The organism is Ensifer sp. LBL (assembly GCF_050435225.1).
Lineage (GTDB): Bacteria > Pseudomonadota > Alphaproteobacteria > Rhizobiales > Rhizobiaceae > Ensifer.
The window spans coordinates 283,235-301,257 of record NZ_JBNDJY010000003.1; the positions used below are offsets into that span (position 1 = coordinate 283,235).

Here is an 18,023-nt window from a genome sequence, read left to right on the forward strand (position 1 = left end):
CGCCTTGGTGTAGCCGATGGCGCGGGTGCGGAAAAGAGAGAAGGGAGCATCGTGCGATGCTCCCTAATCATGATGCCGTCATGGCCCAATCAGGGCTTGAAGCGTGCGACCACCAGATGTCCGGCAATCGGCTCGCCTTCTTCCAGGCGAACCGTGATGTCGCCGACTTCGACGATCTCGAAGCCGGTGGCGGCGAGACGGTCGCGCAGGTAGCTCTCGGCATGGGCGAAGCGCTGGTGCGGGCCGACCATGAAATCGCGGCCGGCGAAGGTTTCCGCAGGCAGCGTCTCGCTGGAGAAGATCAGTAGGCCACCCGGCACGAGGTTGTCGACGGCGCCGAAGAACAGCGCCTCGAGCGCGCCCATATAGGGAAGCACGTCGGTGGCGACGATCAGGTCGAAGGGCTCGTCGTCATTGTCGTCGAGAAAGTCGACTGCTTCGGCGACGTAGAGCGTCTCGTAGAGGTCTTTCTCATGGGCGATCTCGACCATGTTTTCGGAGAGATCGACGCCGGTGATGTCTTCGGCCATGTCGCGAAGCGCGCCGCCGGTCAGCCCCGTGCCGCAGCCGAGGTCGAGCACGCGGTCGAACGGCCCGAGCTCAAGCGCCTGCAGGCGCTGGCGAACGAGCAAGGGCACGCAGTAGCCAAGCTGATCGACGAGCACGTTGTCGAAGACTTCGGCATGCTGGTCGAAGAGCGTGGCGACATAGGCGTCGGGCGCCTTCACAGGCGTTTCGCCACGTCCCATCGAGGCCAGCCGCACGGCAGCGCCGCCGTGGTCTTCCGGATCGAGCGCCAGCACTTCGTGATAGGCGTCGGCGGCGGCATCGAACTTGCCGGACTTTTCCAGGGAGAGGGCGCGGTTGTAGGCTTCGGCCAGCGCTTCCTCGTCGATTTTCGTGCTTTTCTGGGTCATGGGCGCTTCTTACGTCCGCAGGCGGTCTTTGGCAATCGCCGTCGGCGAAAGCTTTGCGGCGGCAGATAGGGCGTGCCTTTGGCCAGTGGCAGGATTTCATTGATCTTTTGAACGAAAAACGTCGCCACGCGGCGTCATCGGGATTTATCGGCGACAGGAAAGGAGTCATCATCGCAAGCATAAGAAAAGACGGGAGGAATGCCGATGTCCGCCGAGCTTGGGCCGCTGATCTTGAGCGCCGAAACGAAGGAGCCGAAAGGCCCGCCTTTGCCGCAGACGTCGCAGGAGCAGATCAACGCAGTGGTGCATTATTATCGCGGCGAGATGGGGCGCATGGCCGGCTGGCGCGACCGCATCGACCGGACGTCCAACTGGGCAATCACTGTTGTTGCGGCGCTGCTTTCGGTGTCGCTGTCGACGCCGTCGTCGCATCATGGTGTGCTGCTCTTTGCCATGCTGCTGATCACGCTGCTTCTCCTGATCGAAGCCCGCCGCTATCGCTTCTTCGACGTCTACCGAGCCCGGGTGCGGCAACTGGAGCGCGGCTACTTCGCCCAGATCCTGGCGCCCGACGGCACGCCGAACCTCAATTGGGCGGCGTCGATCGCCAAGAGCCTGCGCAAGCCCGCCTTCCTGATGAGCTACCGCGAGGCGGTCTGCCGCCGGCTGCAGCGCAATTACTGCTGGATGTACCTGATCCTGCTGCTCGCCTGGGCGCTGAAGATTTCCTCGCCGAAGATCTCCACCAATGGTGAGCCCTTCGGCCATGTGCGCTCCTGGATGGACGTCGCCCAGAATGCAGCCCTTGGTCCTTTGCCCGGCTGGCCGGTGATCATCGGTGTCGTGCTGTTCTATGGGGTGGTGCTCTACGGCTCGCTGCACAAGGAGCCGCGCGAGGGCGAACTGGCGCACGGGGAAGTGCATGTTTGAGGACACCAGGCGTCACGCCTCGCCTGTCTCGACGGCTTAGAGCGAACGCCGGTGAAGCTCTCAGTGCAGAATGAACTCGCCCTTCAGTGCGCGCCATTCGGTGGCCGAGATTAGCTTGCGGTGCACGTAGCGCACCGAATGCAACGGCCCGTCCAGCTTCTCTTCCCAGAACTTCAGGAAGCTGCGCATCTCCGGGAATTCCGGTGCCAGGTCGTAGTGCTGCCAGATGTAGGTTTGGAGGAAGGCCGGATGATCGGGCAGGTGGTAGAGGATCTGCGCCGTCGTCAGTCCGTAGCCCTTGAGCTGAAGTTCCATCTCGTTCGTCATGTGGACCTCACTTCTCGCAAAGGTTGGTCTCTATGATGAAACGCCTGATTTGTTAATCAAGGGCTAATATTTGTCCCGAAGTGAAACTTTCTCGTGAAATAACAAAAGCTTGGCAGCCTCTCTTTGGGAGTGCTGCCAAGCCTGTTCAAAATCGACGTAGAAGGTCTAGCGCTTCAGATGGCGCGTCAGCCGCGCTTCCAGCAGGCTCCAGATGTTGCGCAGGATCTCGACCATGATGAGGTAGAGAATGGCTGCCCAGATATACATCTGGAAATCGAAGGTGCGGGAGAAGGCGTAGCGTGTTTCGCCCATGAGATCGAAGACGGTGACGATCGCGACGATCGCCGAGCCCTTGATCATCAGGATGATCTCGTTGCCGTAGGGGCGCAGCGCCACGATCATCGCCTGCGGCAGGATGATCTTCCAGAAGGCGACGCGCTGGGGAAGGCCGAGCGCGTCAGCGCCCTCGCGCTGGCCGCGCGGCACGCTCTCGATCGCGCCGCGCAGGATTTCCGCCTGGTAGGCTGCGGTGTTGAGCGTGAAGGCGAAGATCGCGCAGTTCCAGGCGTCACGGAAGAACCACCACAGGCCGACCGCTTCGAGCTGCGGGCGGAAACTGCCGAGGCCGTAATAGATGAGGAACAGCTGTGCCAGCAGCGGCGTGCCGCGGAAGAAGTAGACATAGCCGTAGGCGAGCCACGACAGGACCTTGTTCTTCGACATGCGGGCAAAGGCGATCGGCAGCGACAGGATGGCGCCCATGACGATCGAAAGGCCGACCAGCATCAGCGTGACGCCGAGGCCGTTGATGAAACGCGGGCCGTACTTGGCGAACTTGTCCGGATCCCATCCGCCGACGACCGTCAGGAAGATGCCGACGCCGAGCGCCAGCCAGATGCCGAGCGCAACGCTGCCGACGAAGCGGGTGAGCGTATAGGGCTTCGGCGGAACCGGTGGCGGCGCCTGGGGCGGGATGATCGTTGCAATGACACTCATCGGCCCATCTCCGCACGCTTGGTTCGCCGTTCAATGTAGGAGAAGACGATCGAGGAAATCATCGCAAGGATGAGGAAGAGCACGCAGGCAACGCCATAGAATTCGAAGGCTTGCTTGGTCACGCGGGCGGCAATGCCGGTCTGGCGAAGGATGTCCGTCAGGCCGACGACGGAGACGAGAGCCGTGTCCTTTAGCAGCGCCATCCAGAGATTGCCGAGACCGGGCAGGGCGATGCGCACGAGCTGCGGCAGGATGATGAGGCGCATGGTGCGGCCGCGATGCAGGCCAAGGGCGTCACCGGCTTCGTATTGTCCATGTGGAATGGCCTTGAAGGCCGACAGCAGGACTTCCGAGCAATAGGCGGAGAAGACGACGCCGAGTGCGATCATGCCGGCGAAGAAGGCATTGATTTCGACCGGACCGTCGTAGCCGAGCGATGCCAGCAGCTGTTGAACGAGGATCTGCAGGCCGTAATAGACGATGAAGAGCGTCAGCAGTTCGGGCAGGCCGCGGAAGATGGTCGTATAGATGTTGGCGGCCAGCCGTACCGTGCGTTCTTCGGACTGTTTGCCGAGCGCGATGAAGAAGCCGATCAGCAGGCCGACGGGCAGCGTGGCGATGGCAAGGCTCGCGGTAATGACGAAGCCGTGGGCGATATCGTCGCCCCATCCGGTGTCGCCGCAGGCCAGAAGCGTGCCTGGTCCGAACCAGGTGAAGACCCCGACCGGGCCGCAGAATGGATCGACGATCGATCCGATCCAGGAGAGGATGGAATAGAAGCCGGCAAACAACCCGCTCATGTCAGAGATTTCCCCTTTTGCGCTGTTCTTATGCGTATCGATCGCGCTTTGTTTTAGGCTCTTGTCAAACAAAAACGGCGGAAGGGCAAGCCATCCGCCGTTGCAATTTTCGCATCAACCGACGTTTTTCCGGCATGATTCACTAGGAAATCGCACCGGAAACCGTCAATCAGCTGCCATAAACATCGAATGGGAAGTACTTTTCGTTGATTTCCTTGTACTTGCCGTTGGCGCGGATCGCCTCGATCGCCTTGTTGAACTTCTCGCGCAGCGCGTCGTCGCCCTTGCGGACCGCGATACCGGCGCCGTCGCCGTTGATAACCGGATCGATCGGCAGGGTGCCGAGCAGCTTGCAGCAGGCGCCATCGGCGGTCTTCAGCCATTCGGAGAGCACGACGACGTCGTCGATGACCGCGTCGATACGGCCGTTGGCGATGTCGAGCTTGTACTCGTCAGCGGTCGGGTAGAGCTTGATGTCCGCACCCTTCATATGCGCTTCGGCATAGTTGGAGTGGGTGGTCGAGCCTTGCGCGCCGAGTGCCTTGCCCTGCAGAGCGGCGGCGGTCGCCTCGGTGATCGGCGAATCCTTCGGTACGACGATAGCCGGCGGCGTGTTGTAGTACTTGTTGGTGAAGTCGACCTTTTCCTTGCGCTCGGCGGTGATCGACATGGACGCGATGATGGCGTCGAACTTCTTGGCGATCAGCGCCGGGATGATGCCGTCCCAGTCCTGCGTCACGAAGGTGCATTCAGCCTTCATTTCCACGCACAGCGCCTTGGCGATGTCGATGTCGAAGCCCGTCAGCGTGCCGTCCGCTTCGAGGTTGTTGAAGGGCGGGTAGGCGCCTTCCGTGCCGATCACGACCTTTTCGCCATCGGCCATGGCCGAGCCTGCCATGAGCACGAAAACGGCAGCCGATGCGGCGGCTGCCAGCCGCTTGGAAATACGCATGATAGTCCTCTCTGTTGGCCGACATCCGCTTTTCTTGTTTTTCGCGGATGCCAATTTCAGCCGGGGCGTCTGCCGCCGGTTGTGGCGATATTCGTACTCTTTTCCACTAAAAATCAACAGGAAAGCGAAGGCGCTCAACGGGAATCGGGATTCGACCGATGATTGTGCTTTTCAGCGCCGGAGGAACATGAACGAGGCGTTCAGCGGCGGTTAATCTTGCCTCCGCTAGCCCTTGTCAAGGAACCGGTTCGCGGTTTGGGCGTTGCATTGGACCGCGCGTCTCGCGGCCAACACAAAAAAGCCGAAACCTTGGGTCAAGGCCCCGTAAGTATTCGTGTTCGCATTCCCTTCGTCAGCGTGTCATGGGTTGACGAGAGGATGCGGGCCAGGACCTCCCAGGAAGAGGAAGGAAGACAAAATGTCGATTCGATCCAAGCTGTTTGCGACCGTCGCGCTGCCGGTGCTGTCGGTGTCCGTGGCGGTTCCGCCTGCCGTGGCCGACAGCCTGATGAAGCCATTCGAGGTTGCACAGGAGGGCGGTGGCCAATCCGACCAGGAGCTGCTGCTGCAGCAACAGCGCCAGGCGGAAGAAGAAGCCGCGCGCCAGGCTGCCGAACAGCAGCGCGCCGCTGAAGAAGAGGCCGCGCGCCAAGCCGCCGAGCAGCAGCAGCGTGCTGCCGAGGAAGAGGCTGCGCGCCAGGCGGCCGAACAGCAGCGTGCCGCTGAAGAAGAGGCTGCACGACAGGCCGCCGAACAGCAGAAGGCTGCCGAGGAAGAGGCTGCCCGTCAGGCCGCCGAACAGCAGAAGGCCGCTGAGGAAGAAGCCGCCCGTCAGGCTGCTGAGCAGCAGAAGGCTGCCGAGGAGGAGGCTGCGCGCCAGGCTGCCGAGCAGCAGAAGGCTGCTGAGGAACAGAAGGCTGCTGAAGAGCAGAAGGCTGCCGACGAGCAGAAGGCTGCTGAAGAGCAGAAGGCTGCTGAAGAGCAGAAGGCCGCCGAAGAGCAGAAGGCTGCCGAAGAGCAGAAGGCTGCTGAAGAGCAGAAGGCCGCTGAAGAGCAGAAGGCCGCTGAAGAGCAGAAGGCCGCTGACGAGCAAAAGGCTGCTGAAGAGCAGAAGGCTGCTGACGAGCAGAAGGCCGCCGAAGAGCAGAAGGCTGCCGAAGAGCAGAAGACTGCTGACGAGCAGAAGGCTGCTGAAGAACAGAAGGCTGCCGAAGAGCAGAAGGCTGCCGAAGAGCAGAAGGCCGGTGGCGAAACCGCTCCCGCCGTCGAGCCGCAGCCGCAGACGGGTGAAGGCCAGCCTGTGCCCGGCACGGAACAACCGCAGACGGGTGAAGGCCAGCCTGTGCCTGGTACCGAGCAGCCGCAGACCGGCGAAGGTCAGCCCGTGCCCGGCACCGACCAGCCGGTGACCGCCGAGCAGCCGCAGGTGCAGCAGCCGGCTCCGGAAGTGGTCGATACCCGTACGGAAGAAGAGAAGGTGAAGATCGCCGACGATCCGGCCGCGACCGACGAAACCGTCGTCCTGCCGGTCGAAAATGGTGCGGCCGTGCTCGACAGCGACAAGGACGCCGACAATGCCGGCGGCAACCAGGCGCGCGAAGAGCGTCAGAAGCTGCGCGAGGAACTGCGCGCCAAGGAAGAGGACGCACCGCCGCCAGCCGACGATGCCGCAGCGCAGGCTGCGATCGCTGCCGAGATCCAGGCCGACCTGCCGCAGAAGATCGAAGCGAACCTCAACGAAAAGGGTACGCGCGTCGACGAGGCTCCGGTCTTCGTGGTTCCGGAGACGACCAACATCGTCAACAACACCGTTATCAACAACACGGTGATCAACAACAACACGACGGTCAACAACATCACCAACAACATCACCGAGGTGAAGATCGTCGAACAGATCGACAACCGGGTGATCCTTGGGGTCGGCGACCAGATCTTCGTGCGTGGCGACGACCGTCCGCGCCTGCGTTACGATGCGGAAGAGACCTACTATGATCAGCTTCCGCGTGGCCGCACCCGCGAAACGATCGTTCGTCCGGGCGGCTACCGGATCGTCACCGTCTACAACCGTTACGGCGACATCCTGCAGCGCTCGCGTGTCGACCGCGACGGCAACGAATACCTGATGATCTATGCGCCCGAGCGTGACGAAGGCCCGCGTCCGGCGATCATCGACGTCGGCTACGAACTGCCGCCGATGCGCCTGCGCATTCCGGTCCGCGACTACATCGCCGACGTTTCCGACGATCCGGATCGCGACTACTACCAGTTCCTGGCCGAGCCGCCGGTCGAGCGTGTCGAACGCGTCTACACGATGGACGAAGTGCGCCACTCCGCCCGCCTGCGTGACAAGGTTCGCCGCGTCGACCTCGACACCATCACCTTCCCGACGGGCAGCGCCGAAGTGTCGATGTCGCAGGCCAAGACCATGCGCAAGGTCGCAGCCGCGATGGAGAAGATCCTTGCCAAGGATCCGGGTGAAACCTTCTTCATCGAAGGCCACACCGATGCCGTCGGCTCGGACCGCTCGAACCTGGTGCTCTCCGACAAGCGCGCCGAATCGGTCGCCTCGCTGCTCACCGAGGTCTACGGCATTCCGCCGGAAAACCTGGCGACCCAGGGCTATGGCGAGCGCTTCCTGAAGGTTCGCACCCAGGACGCCGAGCAACAGAACCGTCGCGTCACCATTCGCCGTGTGACGCCGCTGGTTCGCCCGGTCGCGCAGCGTTAAGCGCCGATCAAGCTTCGGGCAGGGCTGCCCACCTAAATCCCGGAAACCCGCCTCGCAAAAGGCGGGTTTCTGTCATTTGACATTCCTTCCCAGACTTTCTTCCTCCGGATTGCCATGAAAGCCCTTGTTCTCGCGCTTGTTGCCGCCACCACGTTCGCCCATTCGGCCACCGCTGCGCCTGGGCTCGTCGAGCCGGATCTGCGTCTGCCTTCCAATCCCGGCGGAAAGGGCGCAGCCCCGCGGGTTGCGCTGACGCTTGACGCCTGCAGCGGCGCCACCGACATGCGCATCCTCGGCACGCTGATCGAAAACCGTATCCCGGCGACGATCTTCGTCACCGCGCGCTGGCTGAAGCGCAACGGCCTCGTCGTCGAGGTGATGAAGGCACATCCTGATCTGTTCGAGATCGAGGACCACGGCGCGATGCACGTGCCGCCGATCGACGTGAAGATCTCCGTTTATGGCATCGCGGCAGCCGGCTCCGAGGCGGCGGTCGCGGCCGAAGTTGATGGCGGTGCTGTCGCAATCAAGGCGCATGGACTGCCGGCGCCGAAGTGGTTTCGCGGCGCGACGGCCAAATACACCCATTCGTCGATGAGCCAGATCCGCGCCATGGGTTACCGCATCGCCGGCTACTCGGTGAACGGCGACGGCGGCTCGCTGCTGGGGGCTGCAATGGCTGAAAAGCGCATTCGCGCCGCCAAGGACGGCGACGTCATCATCGCCCACATCAACCAGCCGACCCATTCGGCCGGCGCCGGCGTTGCCCGCGGCATCCTCGACCTCAAGGCGAAGGGCTACAGCTTCGTGCGCCTGAACGACATTCCGGACGAAACGGCCGTCGGCGCGACGAACTGACGGCCGATAGAGGCGCGTGCGGCAAACGCTCGCGTCTCCCCGGCGGTTCGCCAATGCGCAAAGCGGATCGACTGTTGCGTCTCTGTCGAAGGGAAACGCGATGGCGAATCAACTCTCCGTTGCTTAACGTTCCCCGAATGCGTTGCCATCGGGAGGAATGGATGAAACCCGCCGTTTTCGGCCTTGTTGCCGCACTTGCGCTCGGCACGTCATTTTTCCCGGCGCTCGCAGAAATGCCCCCTGTCCCGACAGAGCAGGACCGAGTGCTTGCGGAGAACGGGGACATCTACGCGCAGTTTCGCATCGCCTGGGCCTACTTCACCGGGAAAGGCGCCAAGCAGGATGATGCCGAAGCGTTTCGCTGGTTCCAGAAGTCTGCTGAAGGCGGCAACGTGCCGGCGCAATATAATCTGGCAGCAATGCTGATGGAGGGCCGCGGCGTGGCCCGAAACGAGGTCGATGCCGTCAGGTGGTTCAGGCGGGCCGCCGACAGCGGGCATGCCATTGCCCAGTACGAGCTGGCGCAGAAGTATTTCAAGGGCGAAGGCGTCGAGCCAAACATTGAAGAGGCGCTCCGCTGGTACCGCCTTTCGGCGGCGCAGAAGTTTCCACTGGCGCAATTCAAGCTAGGCTTAATCTACGCCACGGGGCAGGGCGTTTCGCGCGACGACGAAGTTGCGGCGCGCTGGTACCGGAGTGCTTCCGAGGGCGGGTATGCGGCTGCGCAATTCAATCTCGCGATCATGTACCTGCAGGGGCAGGGTGTGGTGCAGGACCGGGCCGCTGCTTTCGATCTGTTCAAACAGGCGGCGGAGAACGGGCACAAGACGGCGCAGCTAAACGTTGGCCTGATGTATGTGAGCGGGACAGGTGTCGCCGAGGATCAGGTGGCAGCAGCACGATGGTTCCGAACTGCTGCCGATACGGGTGACGCCGCCGGTCAATACAATCTGGCGATAATGTATAGCGATGGCCGCGGCGTAGAGCGTGATGCGAAGGAGGCGGTGCGGCTCTATACCCTCTCGGCAGAGCAAGGCTACGCGCTGGCGCAACACAATCTCGGCGTCGCCTATGCGACCGGCACCGACGTGGACCGTGACCCGGCAGCGGCCTTCGGCTGGTTCATGAAGGCAGCTGAGCAGGGCCACGCCAAGGCGCAGTTCAACGTCGCGCAGGCCTATGTCGAGGCGACCGGGATCGACAAGGATCTGAAAGCGGCGGCGCTCTGGTACGGCAAGGCAGCGGCCCAGGGGATGTCCGAGGCGCAACAGGCTCTCGATGCGCTGCCGAAAGACTGACAGCGACCATTTTCCCGCATGACCTTCAAATGACGTGGTTAACGGCCGCTGCTCGACGCGTTGAAGCCGTCTGTCGAAATCGATTTTCGGTTGAAGGAACCTCGCCATAGGATTTTTCCGCGTAGCGGTAGCCTGGGAGGTGTGGATGAAGCGCGTCGTCTTCGGACTCGTTGTTGCCCTGACGTCGTCGGTGTTCTCGTCCTCCGTCCACGCGGACGGTGCGGCCCCGGGCCTGCCGCCGTTCGACAAGGTGGTGGAGCGGGCCGAAGACGGCGATGTCCAGGCGCAGGTCGATCTCGGTATGCGCTACCACACCGGCGAGGGCGTCGAGCGCGACTTCCTGAAGGCGATCGGCTGGTACCGGAAGGCGGCCGAGAGTGGCGACGCGAAGGCGCAATTCCACCTCGGCACCATCTATTTCAACGGCGGCGAAGGCGTGAAGCAGAACTATGAGGAGGCTGGACGATGGTTTCGGTTCTCCGCCGAGCAGCGCATTCCGGAGGCCCAATACAGTCTCGGGGTGATCTACGAACAGGGGCTGGGCGTTGCCAAGGATGATGCGCAGGCCTTCGCCTATTACCGGCTGGCGGCTGAACAAGGCTATGCGGCGGCACAGTTCAACCTGGGCTTTCTCTACCAGCAGGGGCGCGGTACGGCGCGCGACCCGGCCGCGGCGTTTGAATGGTATCGGAAAGCATCGGAACAAGGCCTGGTGGCCGCCATGCACAACCTGGCCATCGCCTATTTCCAAGGCAGCGGCACGCTGAAGAATGACGCGGAGGCTTACCGATGGACGTCGCGAGCCGCGGTCGCCGGGGAGGCGCGTGCCCAGTACAACCTCGGTTTCATGTACGAGAAGGGTGTCGGCGTTGAGCGCAACATGGCCGAAGCGTTGCGCTGGTACCTGCGTTCCGCCGAGCAGGGATATGTCGATGGGCAAGCGAATGCCGGTCGGCTCTATTTCAACAGCGAGGCCGGGCGGATTGATGCCCAGGAGGGACTTCGCTGGCTTCGCCCGGTTGCGAACGCCGGCCATAAGGAAGCGCAAAATCTGCTCTGCGGCGTTTACGTGCGCGCCTTCGGCGTCGGGCGCGATGATCGGGAGGCGGTGAACTGGTGCCGCAAGGCGGCCGACCAGGGGATGGTTGCAGCACAGGTGGACCTCGCCACCTTCTACATGCTCGGCCGCGGCGTCGAGAAGGATCCGGCAGCGGCCTTTGACCTCTACCTGAAGGCGGCCAAGCAAGGGGATGCCAAGGCCCAGTTGAACGTCGGCCTCATGTACCTGAAGGGGACCGGCACCGGAGAAAGCTACGCGGAAGCGCACCGCTGGTTTCTGGCACTGGCTGATCGCGGGGATCCCCGCGGCCAGTTCCACCTGGCGGTGATGTACGCAGGCGGCCTCGGCCTCGAGAAGAACCTCAAGGAGGCGGCGCGGCTTTATGAACTCGCGGCCAATCAGGGCTACGCTCTGGCGCAGTTCAGTCTCGGCGTGGCCTATCTCAATGCCATCGGTGTGGAAAGCGACGCTGCGGCTGCTGCCAGATGGTTTCGCAAGGCCGCCGAGCAGGGAAATGCCGACGCGCAACTCAATCTCGGCATCGCCTATGCAAGGGGCGCCGGCGTGGAGCAAAATCTTGCGTCGGCAGCCGAATGGTATGCCAGGGCGGCGAAACAAGGGATGCAGAAAGCGCAGCAGTTGCTCGACGGGCTGCCGCAGAAGTATCGCGACGCCACGAAGCCTTGACTGTCGGCCTCAGGCCCGCGCGCCTTGATCAGGAAGCGGCGTTCTTGCGCTTGAGATCCGTGACTTTCTCGACGAAGTCGGCGATCGCGTTTGTGTCATCGAGGTCGAAGACCGGAAGATCGCTGTTGGCGACCGGATGGTCGGCGGCGATCGCGCAGATATGCGGATCCGTTGGGGCCAGCGGCTCGCGGTTCGCGGACTCCAGACGGCGGGCCTCGATCTTCGGGATCGGCTCGCGCTTGTAGCCTTCGATGAGCACGAGATCACAGGGCGCAAGCCGCGCCAGGATACCCTCGAAGCTTGGCTCTGGCGCGCCGCGCAATTCGTGCATGATCGCAAATCGCGTGCCGGAGACGATGGTCACCTCATGGGCGCCAGCCTCGCGGTGGCGGTAGCTGTCGGCGCCGACCTTGTCGATATCGAAGTCGTGGTGGGCGTGCTTGACGGTGGAGACGACGTAGCCGCGCTGCGTCAGTTCGGTGACGAGCCGCACCATCAGGCCGGTCTTGCCTGAATTCTTCCAGCCGGCGATGCCGAAGATCTTCATGGCGCTCATGTCTTGTCATCCTCGAAGAAACGCAACCATTGCTCCGCGTCGATCAGATCCTCGGGCGTGTTGACGTTGAAGAACGGGTCGAATGCGCCTTTTGTCGTCGCGACGAGCGAAAAATCGACCGTGACCGACGGGTGGCTTTCGATGAAGGCGCGGACGCGGCGCTTCGGATCGCTGGTCAGGAAGGCCTCAAGTTCGTCGGCAAGGGCGACCGGCCAGAGCCCGAACAGCGGATGCATCTGCCTGTCGGATGCCGCAACGGCGATCTGCTGCTGCTCTGTCAGGGCGGCCACCATTCGGGTGACGAGATCGTCCGGAAAGAACGGCGTATCGGTCGGAACGACGACGACGTGGCTTGCAGCCGGATTGGTGGCCGCGACATGGCGCATCGCTGTCAGCACGCCGGCAAGCGGACCGAGAAACCCGGGGACCGTATCGGCGATGACGAGCACGCTTTCATCTATGGCGCCGGCCGGATCGGCGTTGAGGTTGACGGCGACGCTCGTCACCTGAGGGCGGAGCCGGGCGATGATGCGCGACAGCATCGTCTGACCGCCGAGCGGAAGGCCGAACTTCGGCCTGCCCATTCGGCGCGACAATCCGCCGGCGAGTACGACGGCGGGCCGGGATGCGCTGATCAGGGGCGAGGGAGGGCTTCCGGGCATTGTCGGCTCCTATTCCAGCGGGCCGGTCAGCGAGCGCTGGGCAACGGCTTTACGGCCGCGCAGCGTCTCGCGATAAAAGGTGTAGAGGCCCGAACCGATGATGATCGCGACGCCGACCAGCATCCAGTGATCCGGCACCTCGGCAAAGAAGAATATGCCGATCGCAATCGACCAGATAAGGCTGGTGTAGCGGAAGGGCGCAATCACCGAGATGTCGCCAGCACGCATCGCCAGCACGATCGTCTGGTAGCCGAGCATCAAAAGAACGCTCGCCGCAGCGATATGGCTGAAGGTGGTCGTCGACATCGGCTGCCAGCCGCCCATCGGCTGGATGAGCAGGGCGCCGACGATGGTGGTGACGAGCGAAGTCGATACGGTGATGTAGAGCGCCGGCACGTCGTGGCCGATGCGGCGGGTGCAGAGATCGCGGGTCGCGGTGACGAAGACGCAGCCGACCACGGTCAGCGCCGCCGGCGTGAAGCCTTCGGGGCCTGGCCGCAGCACGATCAGCACGCCGATGAAGCCGGCGATGATCGCGGTCCAGCGGCGCCAGCCGACCGGCTCGCCGAGGAAGAGTGCGGCGCCGAGCGTGACCGCCAGGGGCAGCGCCTGCATGATCGCCGAGGCATTGGCGAGCGGGATCTGGCCAAGGGCCGAGATGTAGGTGACGGAGGCCAGCGCCTCCATGGCGATGCGCAGCAGAATCACCGGCCGCATTAGCGTTCCGATCGGCCGGAAGGCGCGAAAATGCCAGGCGGCGAGCACGACCATCAGCGTCGTCAGCAAGCCGCGCACGAAGATGATCTGCCCAACATTCATCGCACCGGTGACGGATTTGACGAGCGCGTCGTTGCAGGAAAACGTGACCATCGCCAGGCACATGAAAAGAATGCCGCGGAAATTGGTGGAGGCTTGCATGCTGGCTGTCCTGCGGCGCCGGACGAGCGGGCTGCGCTGCCGGCGAATGGGAGGCGAATCCGTGAATGGATCGCCTAATGTTTAAGCATTGGCTGCCGCCTTGTGCAAACGGGATCGCATGACGCGACGACTTTTCTTGTTCGACAAGTAGAAGGGGTGTTTTCGCGCCGCGCCCCTTACAGGAAAGACTGTCGTTCGCCGGTAAAACGGCTGCGTTCGAACATAAGCTTATTCGCGGAATCTTAAGTTTCGCTGCCTATCGTCGCCGCAATTCCGCATCCATTCGCATGACGCGATCGGCGGGGTGGCGCCGCAATAAACCTTGCAGGGTGGCCATTCCAGGGACGTTTGCTTGAGGCTTGGGAGAGCCTCCGGTCGATGTTCCATCGGTGTTTCCACCAAGAAAAGCCGCCGCGCGGGCCTGCTTCCCATAAGAATAATCAGGGGTGCGCAATGTCTTTCATCGATCGCTTGCTGCAACGGCTGCGTATCGTCACCAAGGTTCTGCTTTTCGTGGTTCCGCTCGTGGCGCTTATCGCCGGCATTGGTCTCATCGGCTTCTTCACTGCCCGTACGCTCAACGGCCATATGACCGTGACGCGGGAAACCATCAACAATCTCTCGGATTTCCAGGCGCTGCGTGGCGCGCTGCAGGCGTTTGCCGATGCGCCGAGTGAAGATACACGCACGGCCCTGTCGAGCCAGATCGACGAACAGGAAGGCGGCGTGAAGGCGCTCGACGGCCTGTTGAGCCGTGCCGAGGACAAGGCGGAGATTGCCTCTGTGCTGGCGCTCGGAAATGCAATGCGCAGCCAGACGGACAAGCTCTGGGCGACCAAGATCGAACGTGATCAGGTGACAGCGTCGCTTGACAAGGCGCTTGCCGACATGACCGAACAGGGCAACGGCGCCTATAAGCAGATCGACATCATCCGCAAGGAATCGGGCGAGAAGGAAGCCTTCGCCAAGGCGTTGCTGTTCGATGCCGCGGCCTATCAGGGCCTTGCCGAGCGCATCAAGAAATTCCGTCTTCCGGTGACGATGGCCGTCAATCCCGACGCCAAGGTCGACCAGGCGAACAAGCTTCTGCCGCATCTCATGAAGCAGATCGAAGAAGCCGAAAAGATCGCCTCGGAAAAGGTGCAGGCGCCGATTGCCGAAGTGAAGGACCAGGCGCTCAAAGTTCAGGCGATCCTTGCCGGCGGCGAGGACAACGAGGCGAAGAAGAACGCGCTGGTGCCGATCCTCAGCAAGTTCTCGAAATATGAGGCCGACTTTGCCAAGGAGGCCGCGAAGAATTCCGACACGGCCGCCAAGCGCTTCGTCGGAATGGATGCCGAGATCTCGCAGCTGAAGACCTTGATCGCGCTGATGGGCGACACCTTCAAGGGCCTCGACAGCACGCGGCTGCACATCAGCGAGCTGCATCGCAAGCTCGATGCCGCCGGCCGCGCGCCGGTCATGGCCGATATCCAGGCGGTTCGCGAGACGGCAGCCAAACTTGGCGAACTCGGCGGCAAGAATGCAGCCCTTCGCGATCTGCCAGGCAAGCTCGGCCCATCGCTCGACAACATCGACAAGGGCACGGCAGCATTGATCGATGTCGGCGGCCGCTGGCAGGCGGCAAAGAGCGAAGCGGCGACGATGGTCGCAACCGCCAGCACGACGCTCGAGAGCTTCGTCAGCAGCGCCCAGGAGGCCGGCAAGGTCGACAGCCAGCGCTCGGCAGATGTTTCGATCGTGGCGATGATCGCCGGCACGCTGCTTGCCATCATCGGCGGCCTGATGCTGGTCGAAACGTTGCGCGGCCCGCTGAAGCGCGTGACGGAAACGATGACGCGGCTTGCCAATGGCGATCTCGACGTTGCCATCGAGGGCCGCAACCGTGGCGACGAGATCGGCGACATGGTGCGCTCGGTTGCCGTCTTCCGCGACAATGCGGTCGAAAATGTCCGGCTTGGCCGCGAGGCCGAGGCTGCGCGTGCGCTTTCTGCAGAAGAGGAAACGCGTCGGGCGGCCGAGCGCGCCCGCATCGAGGCCGAGCAGATGCAGGCGCTGAACGCACTCTCCGACGTGCTGGCGGCACTTGCCGACGGCGATCTCGAAGAGGGCATGTCCGAAGACCTGCCGGCCGATTACGTGATCATGGCCCGCACCTACAACAATGCCGTCGAGGCGCTGCGGGCGACGCTAGCCGACGTGCGCGTCGTCACCGGTGAGATCACCGGCGGCACCGGCAATCTTGCCGCGTCGGCGGACGACCTGGCGCGCCGGACCGAGCAACAGGCGGCGGCGCTTGAAGAAAGCTCGCGGGCGCTGCGTCAATTGACCGATATCGTCCGCGCGACCGCCGAAAGCGCCCGCAAGACGACGGTTTCGGTCGGCGAGACCAACTCCTACGCCAAGCATTCCGGCCAGGTGGTCGCCAAGGCGATCGATGCCATGGCGGAGATCAACCGCTCCTCGGAAAAGATCAGCACGATCATCGGTGTCATCGACGAGATCGCCTTCCAGACCAACCTGCTTGCGCTCAATGCCGGCGTCGAGGCGGCGCGGGCAGGCGAGGCGGGCCGCGGCTTTGCCGTGGTGGCGCAGGAAGTGCGCGAACTCGCCCAGCGTTGCGCCGGGGCTGCCCGCGAGATCAAGGGGCTGATTTCCGAAAGCTCGGCACAGGTGAGAAGCGGCGTCGCTCTCGTCCAGGAAACCGGCGATGCGCTGACGGTAATCAACAGCCACATCGGCACGATCCACGACCTTGTCAGCAACATCGAGGCTTCGGCCGCCGACCAGTACACCGGTCTCAACGAGGTGAACTCGGCGGTCCATCAGGTCGAACTGATCACCCAGCAGAACGCAGCGATGGTCGAGGAAAATACCGCCGAGATCCACGGCCTGCGCCGGCAGGTGGAAGCGCTCAACGACAAGATCGAGCGCTTCCGCACAGGGACGGACGGCATCGGCGCGCGGGGCCAGGGGCATCGAAGCTACGCGGCTTGAGCCCCCCGAGGGCAGCTCGGCTCTCGTTACGGACTTGCCTTGAGGCAATCCACGAAACATCCTCTCCCCGCAGACGGGGCGAGGGAATGTGCCGAACGGGCAAGCCCATACAGGCGCTATCCACTGACACGCGGAGTACGTGGGGACATGAAGATGTGCCCCACATTCCCTTCTCCCCATTTGCGTGGAGAAGGTGCCGGCAGGCGGTTGAGGGGCCGCCTGCCGGTTGTTTTTCCAAGATTGGTACCCTGATAAAAGGTCAGCCGCCGGTGACGCTCATGTGGCGGGCAACGGCCGGGCGGTTGTGCTCGCGGTCGATGATGAAGTCGTGGCCCTTCGGCTTGCGGCCGATCGCCTCGTCGATCACCTGGCTGAGATAGGCGTCGTCTTCCGAGGCCCTGAGCGCGGTGCGCAGGTCGGCCGCGTCGTTCTGGCCGAGGCACATGTAGAGCGTGCCGGTGCAGGTGAGACGGACGCGGTTGCAGCTCTCGCAGAAATTATGGGTCATCGGCGTGATCAGGCCGAGCCTTCCGCCGGTTTCTGCCACTTCGAGATAGCGGGCAGGGCCACCGGTGCGATAGGGAATATCGGAGAAGGTGAACTGTTCTTCCAACTGCCGGCGCATTTCCGACAGCGGCATGTAGTGGTCGGTTCGGTCTTCCTCGATCTCTCCCATCGGCATGGTCTCGATCAAGGTCAGATCCATGCCGCGGCCATGGGCCCAACGCATCAGGTCCGGGATCTCCTGGTCGTTGAAGCCTTTGAGCGCCACCGCGTTGATCTTGATCTTGAGGCCGGCGGCCTGGGCGGCGTCGATGCCTTCCATGACCTTGGAGAGTTCGCCCCAGCGGGTGATCTGGTGGAACTTTGCCGGGTCGAGCGTATCGAGCGAGACGTTGATGCGCTTGACGCCGCAGTCGACGAGCTCGGCGGCATACTTGGAAAGCTGCGAGCCATTGGTCGTCAGCGTCAGTTCGTCAAGCCGGCCGGCCTCGATCTCACGACCGAGTTCGCGCACCAGAAACATGATGTTCTTGCGCACCAGCGGTTCGCCGCCGGTAAGCCTGAGCTTGCGCACACCCTTTCCGATGAAGGCGGAACAGAGACGCTGCAATTCTTCGAGCGTCAGCAGATCCTTCTTCGGCAGGAAGGTCATGTGCTCGGCCATGCAATAGGTGCAGCGGAAATCGCAGCGGTCGGTGACGGACACGCGCAGATAGGTGATCGCCCGCCCGAAGGGGTCGATCATCGGGGCCGTCTTCTGCTCCAGCGGCAGAGCGCCAAATCTGTCTATCGTTGCTGTGTTCAAACGTCTTTCTCCCAGCCCCTTCAATGTC

Annotated in this window: 15 protein-coding genes; 6 read left to right on the top strand and 9 right to left on the bottom strand. The window is 62.9% G+C overall.

Annotated elements, in window-relative coordinates:
* Positions 1–89: 89 nt before the first annotated feature.
* Positions 90–917: a class I SAM-dependent DNA methyltransferase gene (locus tag OKW20_RS13060; RefSeq protein WP_043625471.1), complete on the bottom strand. Its 828-nt coding sequence runs from the start codon at positions 915–917 to the stop codon at positions 90–92.
* A 204-nt stretch (positions 918–1,121) separates the two neighbouring features.
* Here OKW20_RS13060 and OKW20_RS13065 point away from each other — a divergent pair, with 204 nt between their 5' ends.
* Positions 1,122–1,847, top strand: coding sequence for a DUF2270 domain-containing protein (locus OKW20_RS13065; RefSeq protein ID WP_043625474.1), 726 nt, complete (start codon positions 1,122–1,124; stop codon positions 1,845–1,847).
* Between the two features lie 60 nt (positions 1,848–1,907).
* Here the strand turns inward: OKW20_RS13065 and OKW20_RS13070 are convergent, their stop codons facing one another.
* From OKW20_RS13070 to OKW20_RS13085, 4 genes are all read right to left on the bottom strand, one after another.
* Entirely contained in the window at positions 1,908–2,174 is a 267-nt protein-coding gene (locus tag OKW20_RS13070) for an usg protein (RefSeq protein ID WP_043625476.1), read from the bottom strand.
* 165 nt (positions 2,175–2,339) lie between these two features.
* Positions 2,340–3,170, bottom strand: coding sequence for an ABC transporter permease (locus OKW20_RS13075; RefSeq protein ID WP_043624134.1), 831 nt, complete (start codon positions 3,168–3,170; stop codon positions 2,340–2,342).
* Positions 3,167–3,970: an ABC transporter permease gene (locus OKW20_RS13080; protein ID WP_043624130.1), complete on the bottom strand. Its 804-nt coding sequence runs from the start codon at positions 3,968–3,970 to the stop codon at positions 3,167–3,169. The genes OKW20_RS13075 and OKW20_RS13080 overlap by 4 nt, the downstream gene beginning before the upstream one ends.
* Positions 3,971–4,139: 169 nt before the next feature.
* Positions 4,140–4,922, bottom strand: a complete 783-nt coding sequence (locus OKW20_RS13085) for an ABC transporter substrate-binding protein (RefSeq protein WP_043624128.1) — start codon at positions 4,920–4,922, stop codon at positions 4,140–4,142.
* A gap of 418 nt (positions 4,923–5,340) precedes the next feature.
* Between OKW20_RS13085 and OKW20_RS13090 the strand changes: the two genes are divergently transcribed.
* From OKW20_RS13090 to OKW20_RS13105, 4 genes are all read left to right on the top strand, one after another.
* Positions 5,341–7,650, top strand: a complete 2,310-nt coding sequence (locus tag OKW20_RS13090; RefSeq protein WP_429172774.1) for an OmpA family protein — start codon at positions 5,341–5,343, stop codon at positions 7,648–7,650.
* 114 nt (positions 7,651–7,764) lie between these two features.
* The gene (locus OKW20_RS13095; RefSeq protein WP_043616458.1) at positions 7,765–8,508 is read left to right on the top strand and encodes a polysaccharide deacetylase family protein; all 744 of its coding nucleotides are present in this window, start codon (positions 7,765–7,767) and stop codon (positions 8,506–8,508) included.
* A gap of 161 nt (positions 8,509–8,669) precedes the next feature.
* Positions 8,670–9,806, top strand: a complete 1,137-nt coding sequence (locus tag OKW20_RS13100; RefSeq protein ID WP_429172777.1) for an SEL1-like repeat protein — start codon at positions 8,670–8,672, stop codon at positions 9,804–9,806.
* A 145-nt stretch (positions 9,807–9,951) separates the two neighbouring features.
* The gene (locus OKW20_RS13105) at positions 9,952–11,553 is read left to right on the top strand and encodes a tetratricopeptide repeat protein (protein ID WP_429172780.1); all 1,602 of its coding nucleotides are present in this window, start codon (positions 9,952–9,954) and stop codon (positions 11,551–11,553) included.
* A 28-nt stretch (positions 11,554–11,581) separates the two neighbouring features.
* Here OKW20_RS13105 and mobB read toward each other — a convergent pair whose 3' ends face one another.
* Genes mobB through OKW20_RS13120 form a run of 3 tightly spaced genes read right to left on the bottom strand, consistent with a single transcriptional unit; the run spans position 11,582 to position 13,689 of the window.
* Positions 11,582–12,109: a molybdopterin-guanine dinucleotide biosynthesis protein B gene (mobB, locus tag OKW20_RS13110; RefSeq protein ID WP_429172783.1), complete on the bottom strand. Its 528-nt coding sequence runs from the start codon at positions 12,107–12,109 to the stop codon at positions 11,582–11,584.
* The gene (mobA, locus tag OKW20_RS13115) at positions 12,106–12,771 is read right to left on the bottom strand and encodes a molybdenum cofactor guanylyltransferase MobA (RefSeq protein WP_429172786.1); all 666 of its coding nucleotides are present in this window, start codon (positions 12,769–12,771) and stop codon (positions 12,106–12,108) included. The genes mobB and mobA overlap by 4 nt, the downstream gene beginning before the upstream one ends.
* A gap of 9 nt (positions 12,772–12,780) precedes the next feature.
* Positions 12,781–13,689, bottom strand: a complete 909-nt coding sequence (locus tag OKW20_RS13120) for a DMT family transporter (protein WP_043616450.1) — start codon at positions 13,687–13,689, stop codon at positions 12,781–12,783.
* A gap of 453 nt (positions 13,690–14,142) precedes the next feature.
* Here OKW20_RS13120 and OKW20_RS13125 point away from each other — a divergent pair, with 453 nt between their 5' ends.
* Complete coding sequence (locus OKW20_RS13125; protein ID WP_429172789.1) at positions 14,143–16,686, top strand: methyl-accepting chemotaxis protein; 2,544 nt, start codon at positions 14,143–14,145, stop codon at positions 16,684–16,686.
* Between the two features lie 259 nt (positions 16,687–16,945).
* Here the strand turns inward: OKW20_RS13125 and moaA are convergent, their stop codons facing one another.
* Positions 16,946–17,995, bottom strand: coding sequence for a GTP 3',8-cyclase MoaA (gene moaA, locus OKW20_RS13130; protein ID WP_082006009.1), 1,050 nt, complete (start codon positions 17,993–17,995; stop codon positions 16,946–16,948).
* Positions 17,996–18,023: the final 28 nt, after the last annotated feature.

What these genes read in the sequence shown, in the direction of transcription:
- OKW20_RS13060 (WP_043625471.1), bottom strand. Translation starts at nt 917, where the DNA reads ATGACCCAGAAAAGCACGAAAATCGACGAGGAAGCGCTGGCCGAAGCC.
- OKW20_RS13120 (WP_043616450.1), bottom strand. Translation starts at nt 13,689, where the DNA reads ATGCAAGCCTCCACCAATTTCCGCGGCATTCTTTTCATGTGCCTGGCG.
- OKW20_RS13085 (WP_043624128.1), bottom strand. Translation starts at nt 4,922, where the DNA reads ATGCGTATTTCCAAGCGGCTGGCAGCCGCCGCATCGGCTGCCGTTTTC.
- OKW20_RS13100 (WP_429172777.1), top strand. Translation starts at nt 8,670, where the DNA reads ATGAAACCCGCCGTTTTCGGCCTTGTTGCCGCACTTGCGCTCGGCACG.
- OKW20_RS13070 (WP_043625476.1), bottom strand. Translation starts at nt 2,174, where the DNA reads ATGACGAACGAGATGGAACTTCAGCTCAAGGGCTACGGACTGACGACG.
- OKW20_RS13095 (WP_043616458.1), top strand. Translation starts at nt 7,765, where the DNA reads ATGAAAGCCCTTGTTCTCGCGCTTGTTGCCGCCACCACGTTCGCCCAT.
- OKW20_RS13105 (WP_429172780.1), top strand. Translation starts at nt 9,952, where the DNA reads ATGAAGCGCGTCGTCTTCGGACTCGTTGTTGCCCTGACGTCGTCGGTG.
- OKW20_RS13125 (WP_429172789.1), top strand. Translation starts at nt 14,143, where the DNA reads ATGTCTTTCATCGATCGCTTGCTGCAACGGCTGCGTATCGTCACCAAG.
- mobB (WP_429172783.1), bottom strand. Translation starts at nt 12,109, where the DNA reads ATGAGCGCCATGAAGATCTTCGGCATCGCCGGCTGGAAGAATTCAGGC.
- OKW20_RS13065 (WP_043625474.1), top strand. Translation starts at nt 1,122, where the DNA reads ATGTCCGCCGAGCTTGGGCCGCTGATCTTGAGCGCCGAAACGAAGGAG.
- OKW20_RS13075 (WP_043624134.1), bottom strand. Translation starts at nt 3,170, where the DNA reads ATGAGTGTCATTGCAACGATCATCCCGCCCCAGGCGCCGCCACCGGTT.
- OKW20_RS13090 (WP_429172774.1), top strand. Translation starts at nt 5,341, where the DNA reads ATGTCGATTCGATCCAAGCTGTTTGCGACCGTCGCGCTGCCGGTGCTG.
- OKW20_RS13080 (WP_043624130.1), bottom strand. Translation starts at nt 3,970, where the DNA reads ATGAGCGGGTTGTTTGCCGGCTTCTATTCCATCCTCTCCTGGATCGGA.
- mobA (WP_429172786.1), bottom strand. Translation starts at nt 12,771, where the DNA reads ATGCCCGGAAGCCCTCCCTCGCCCCTGATCAGCGCATCCCGGCCCGCC.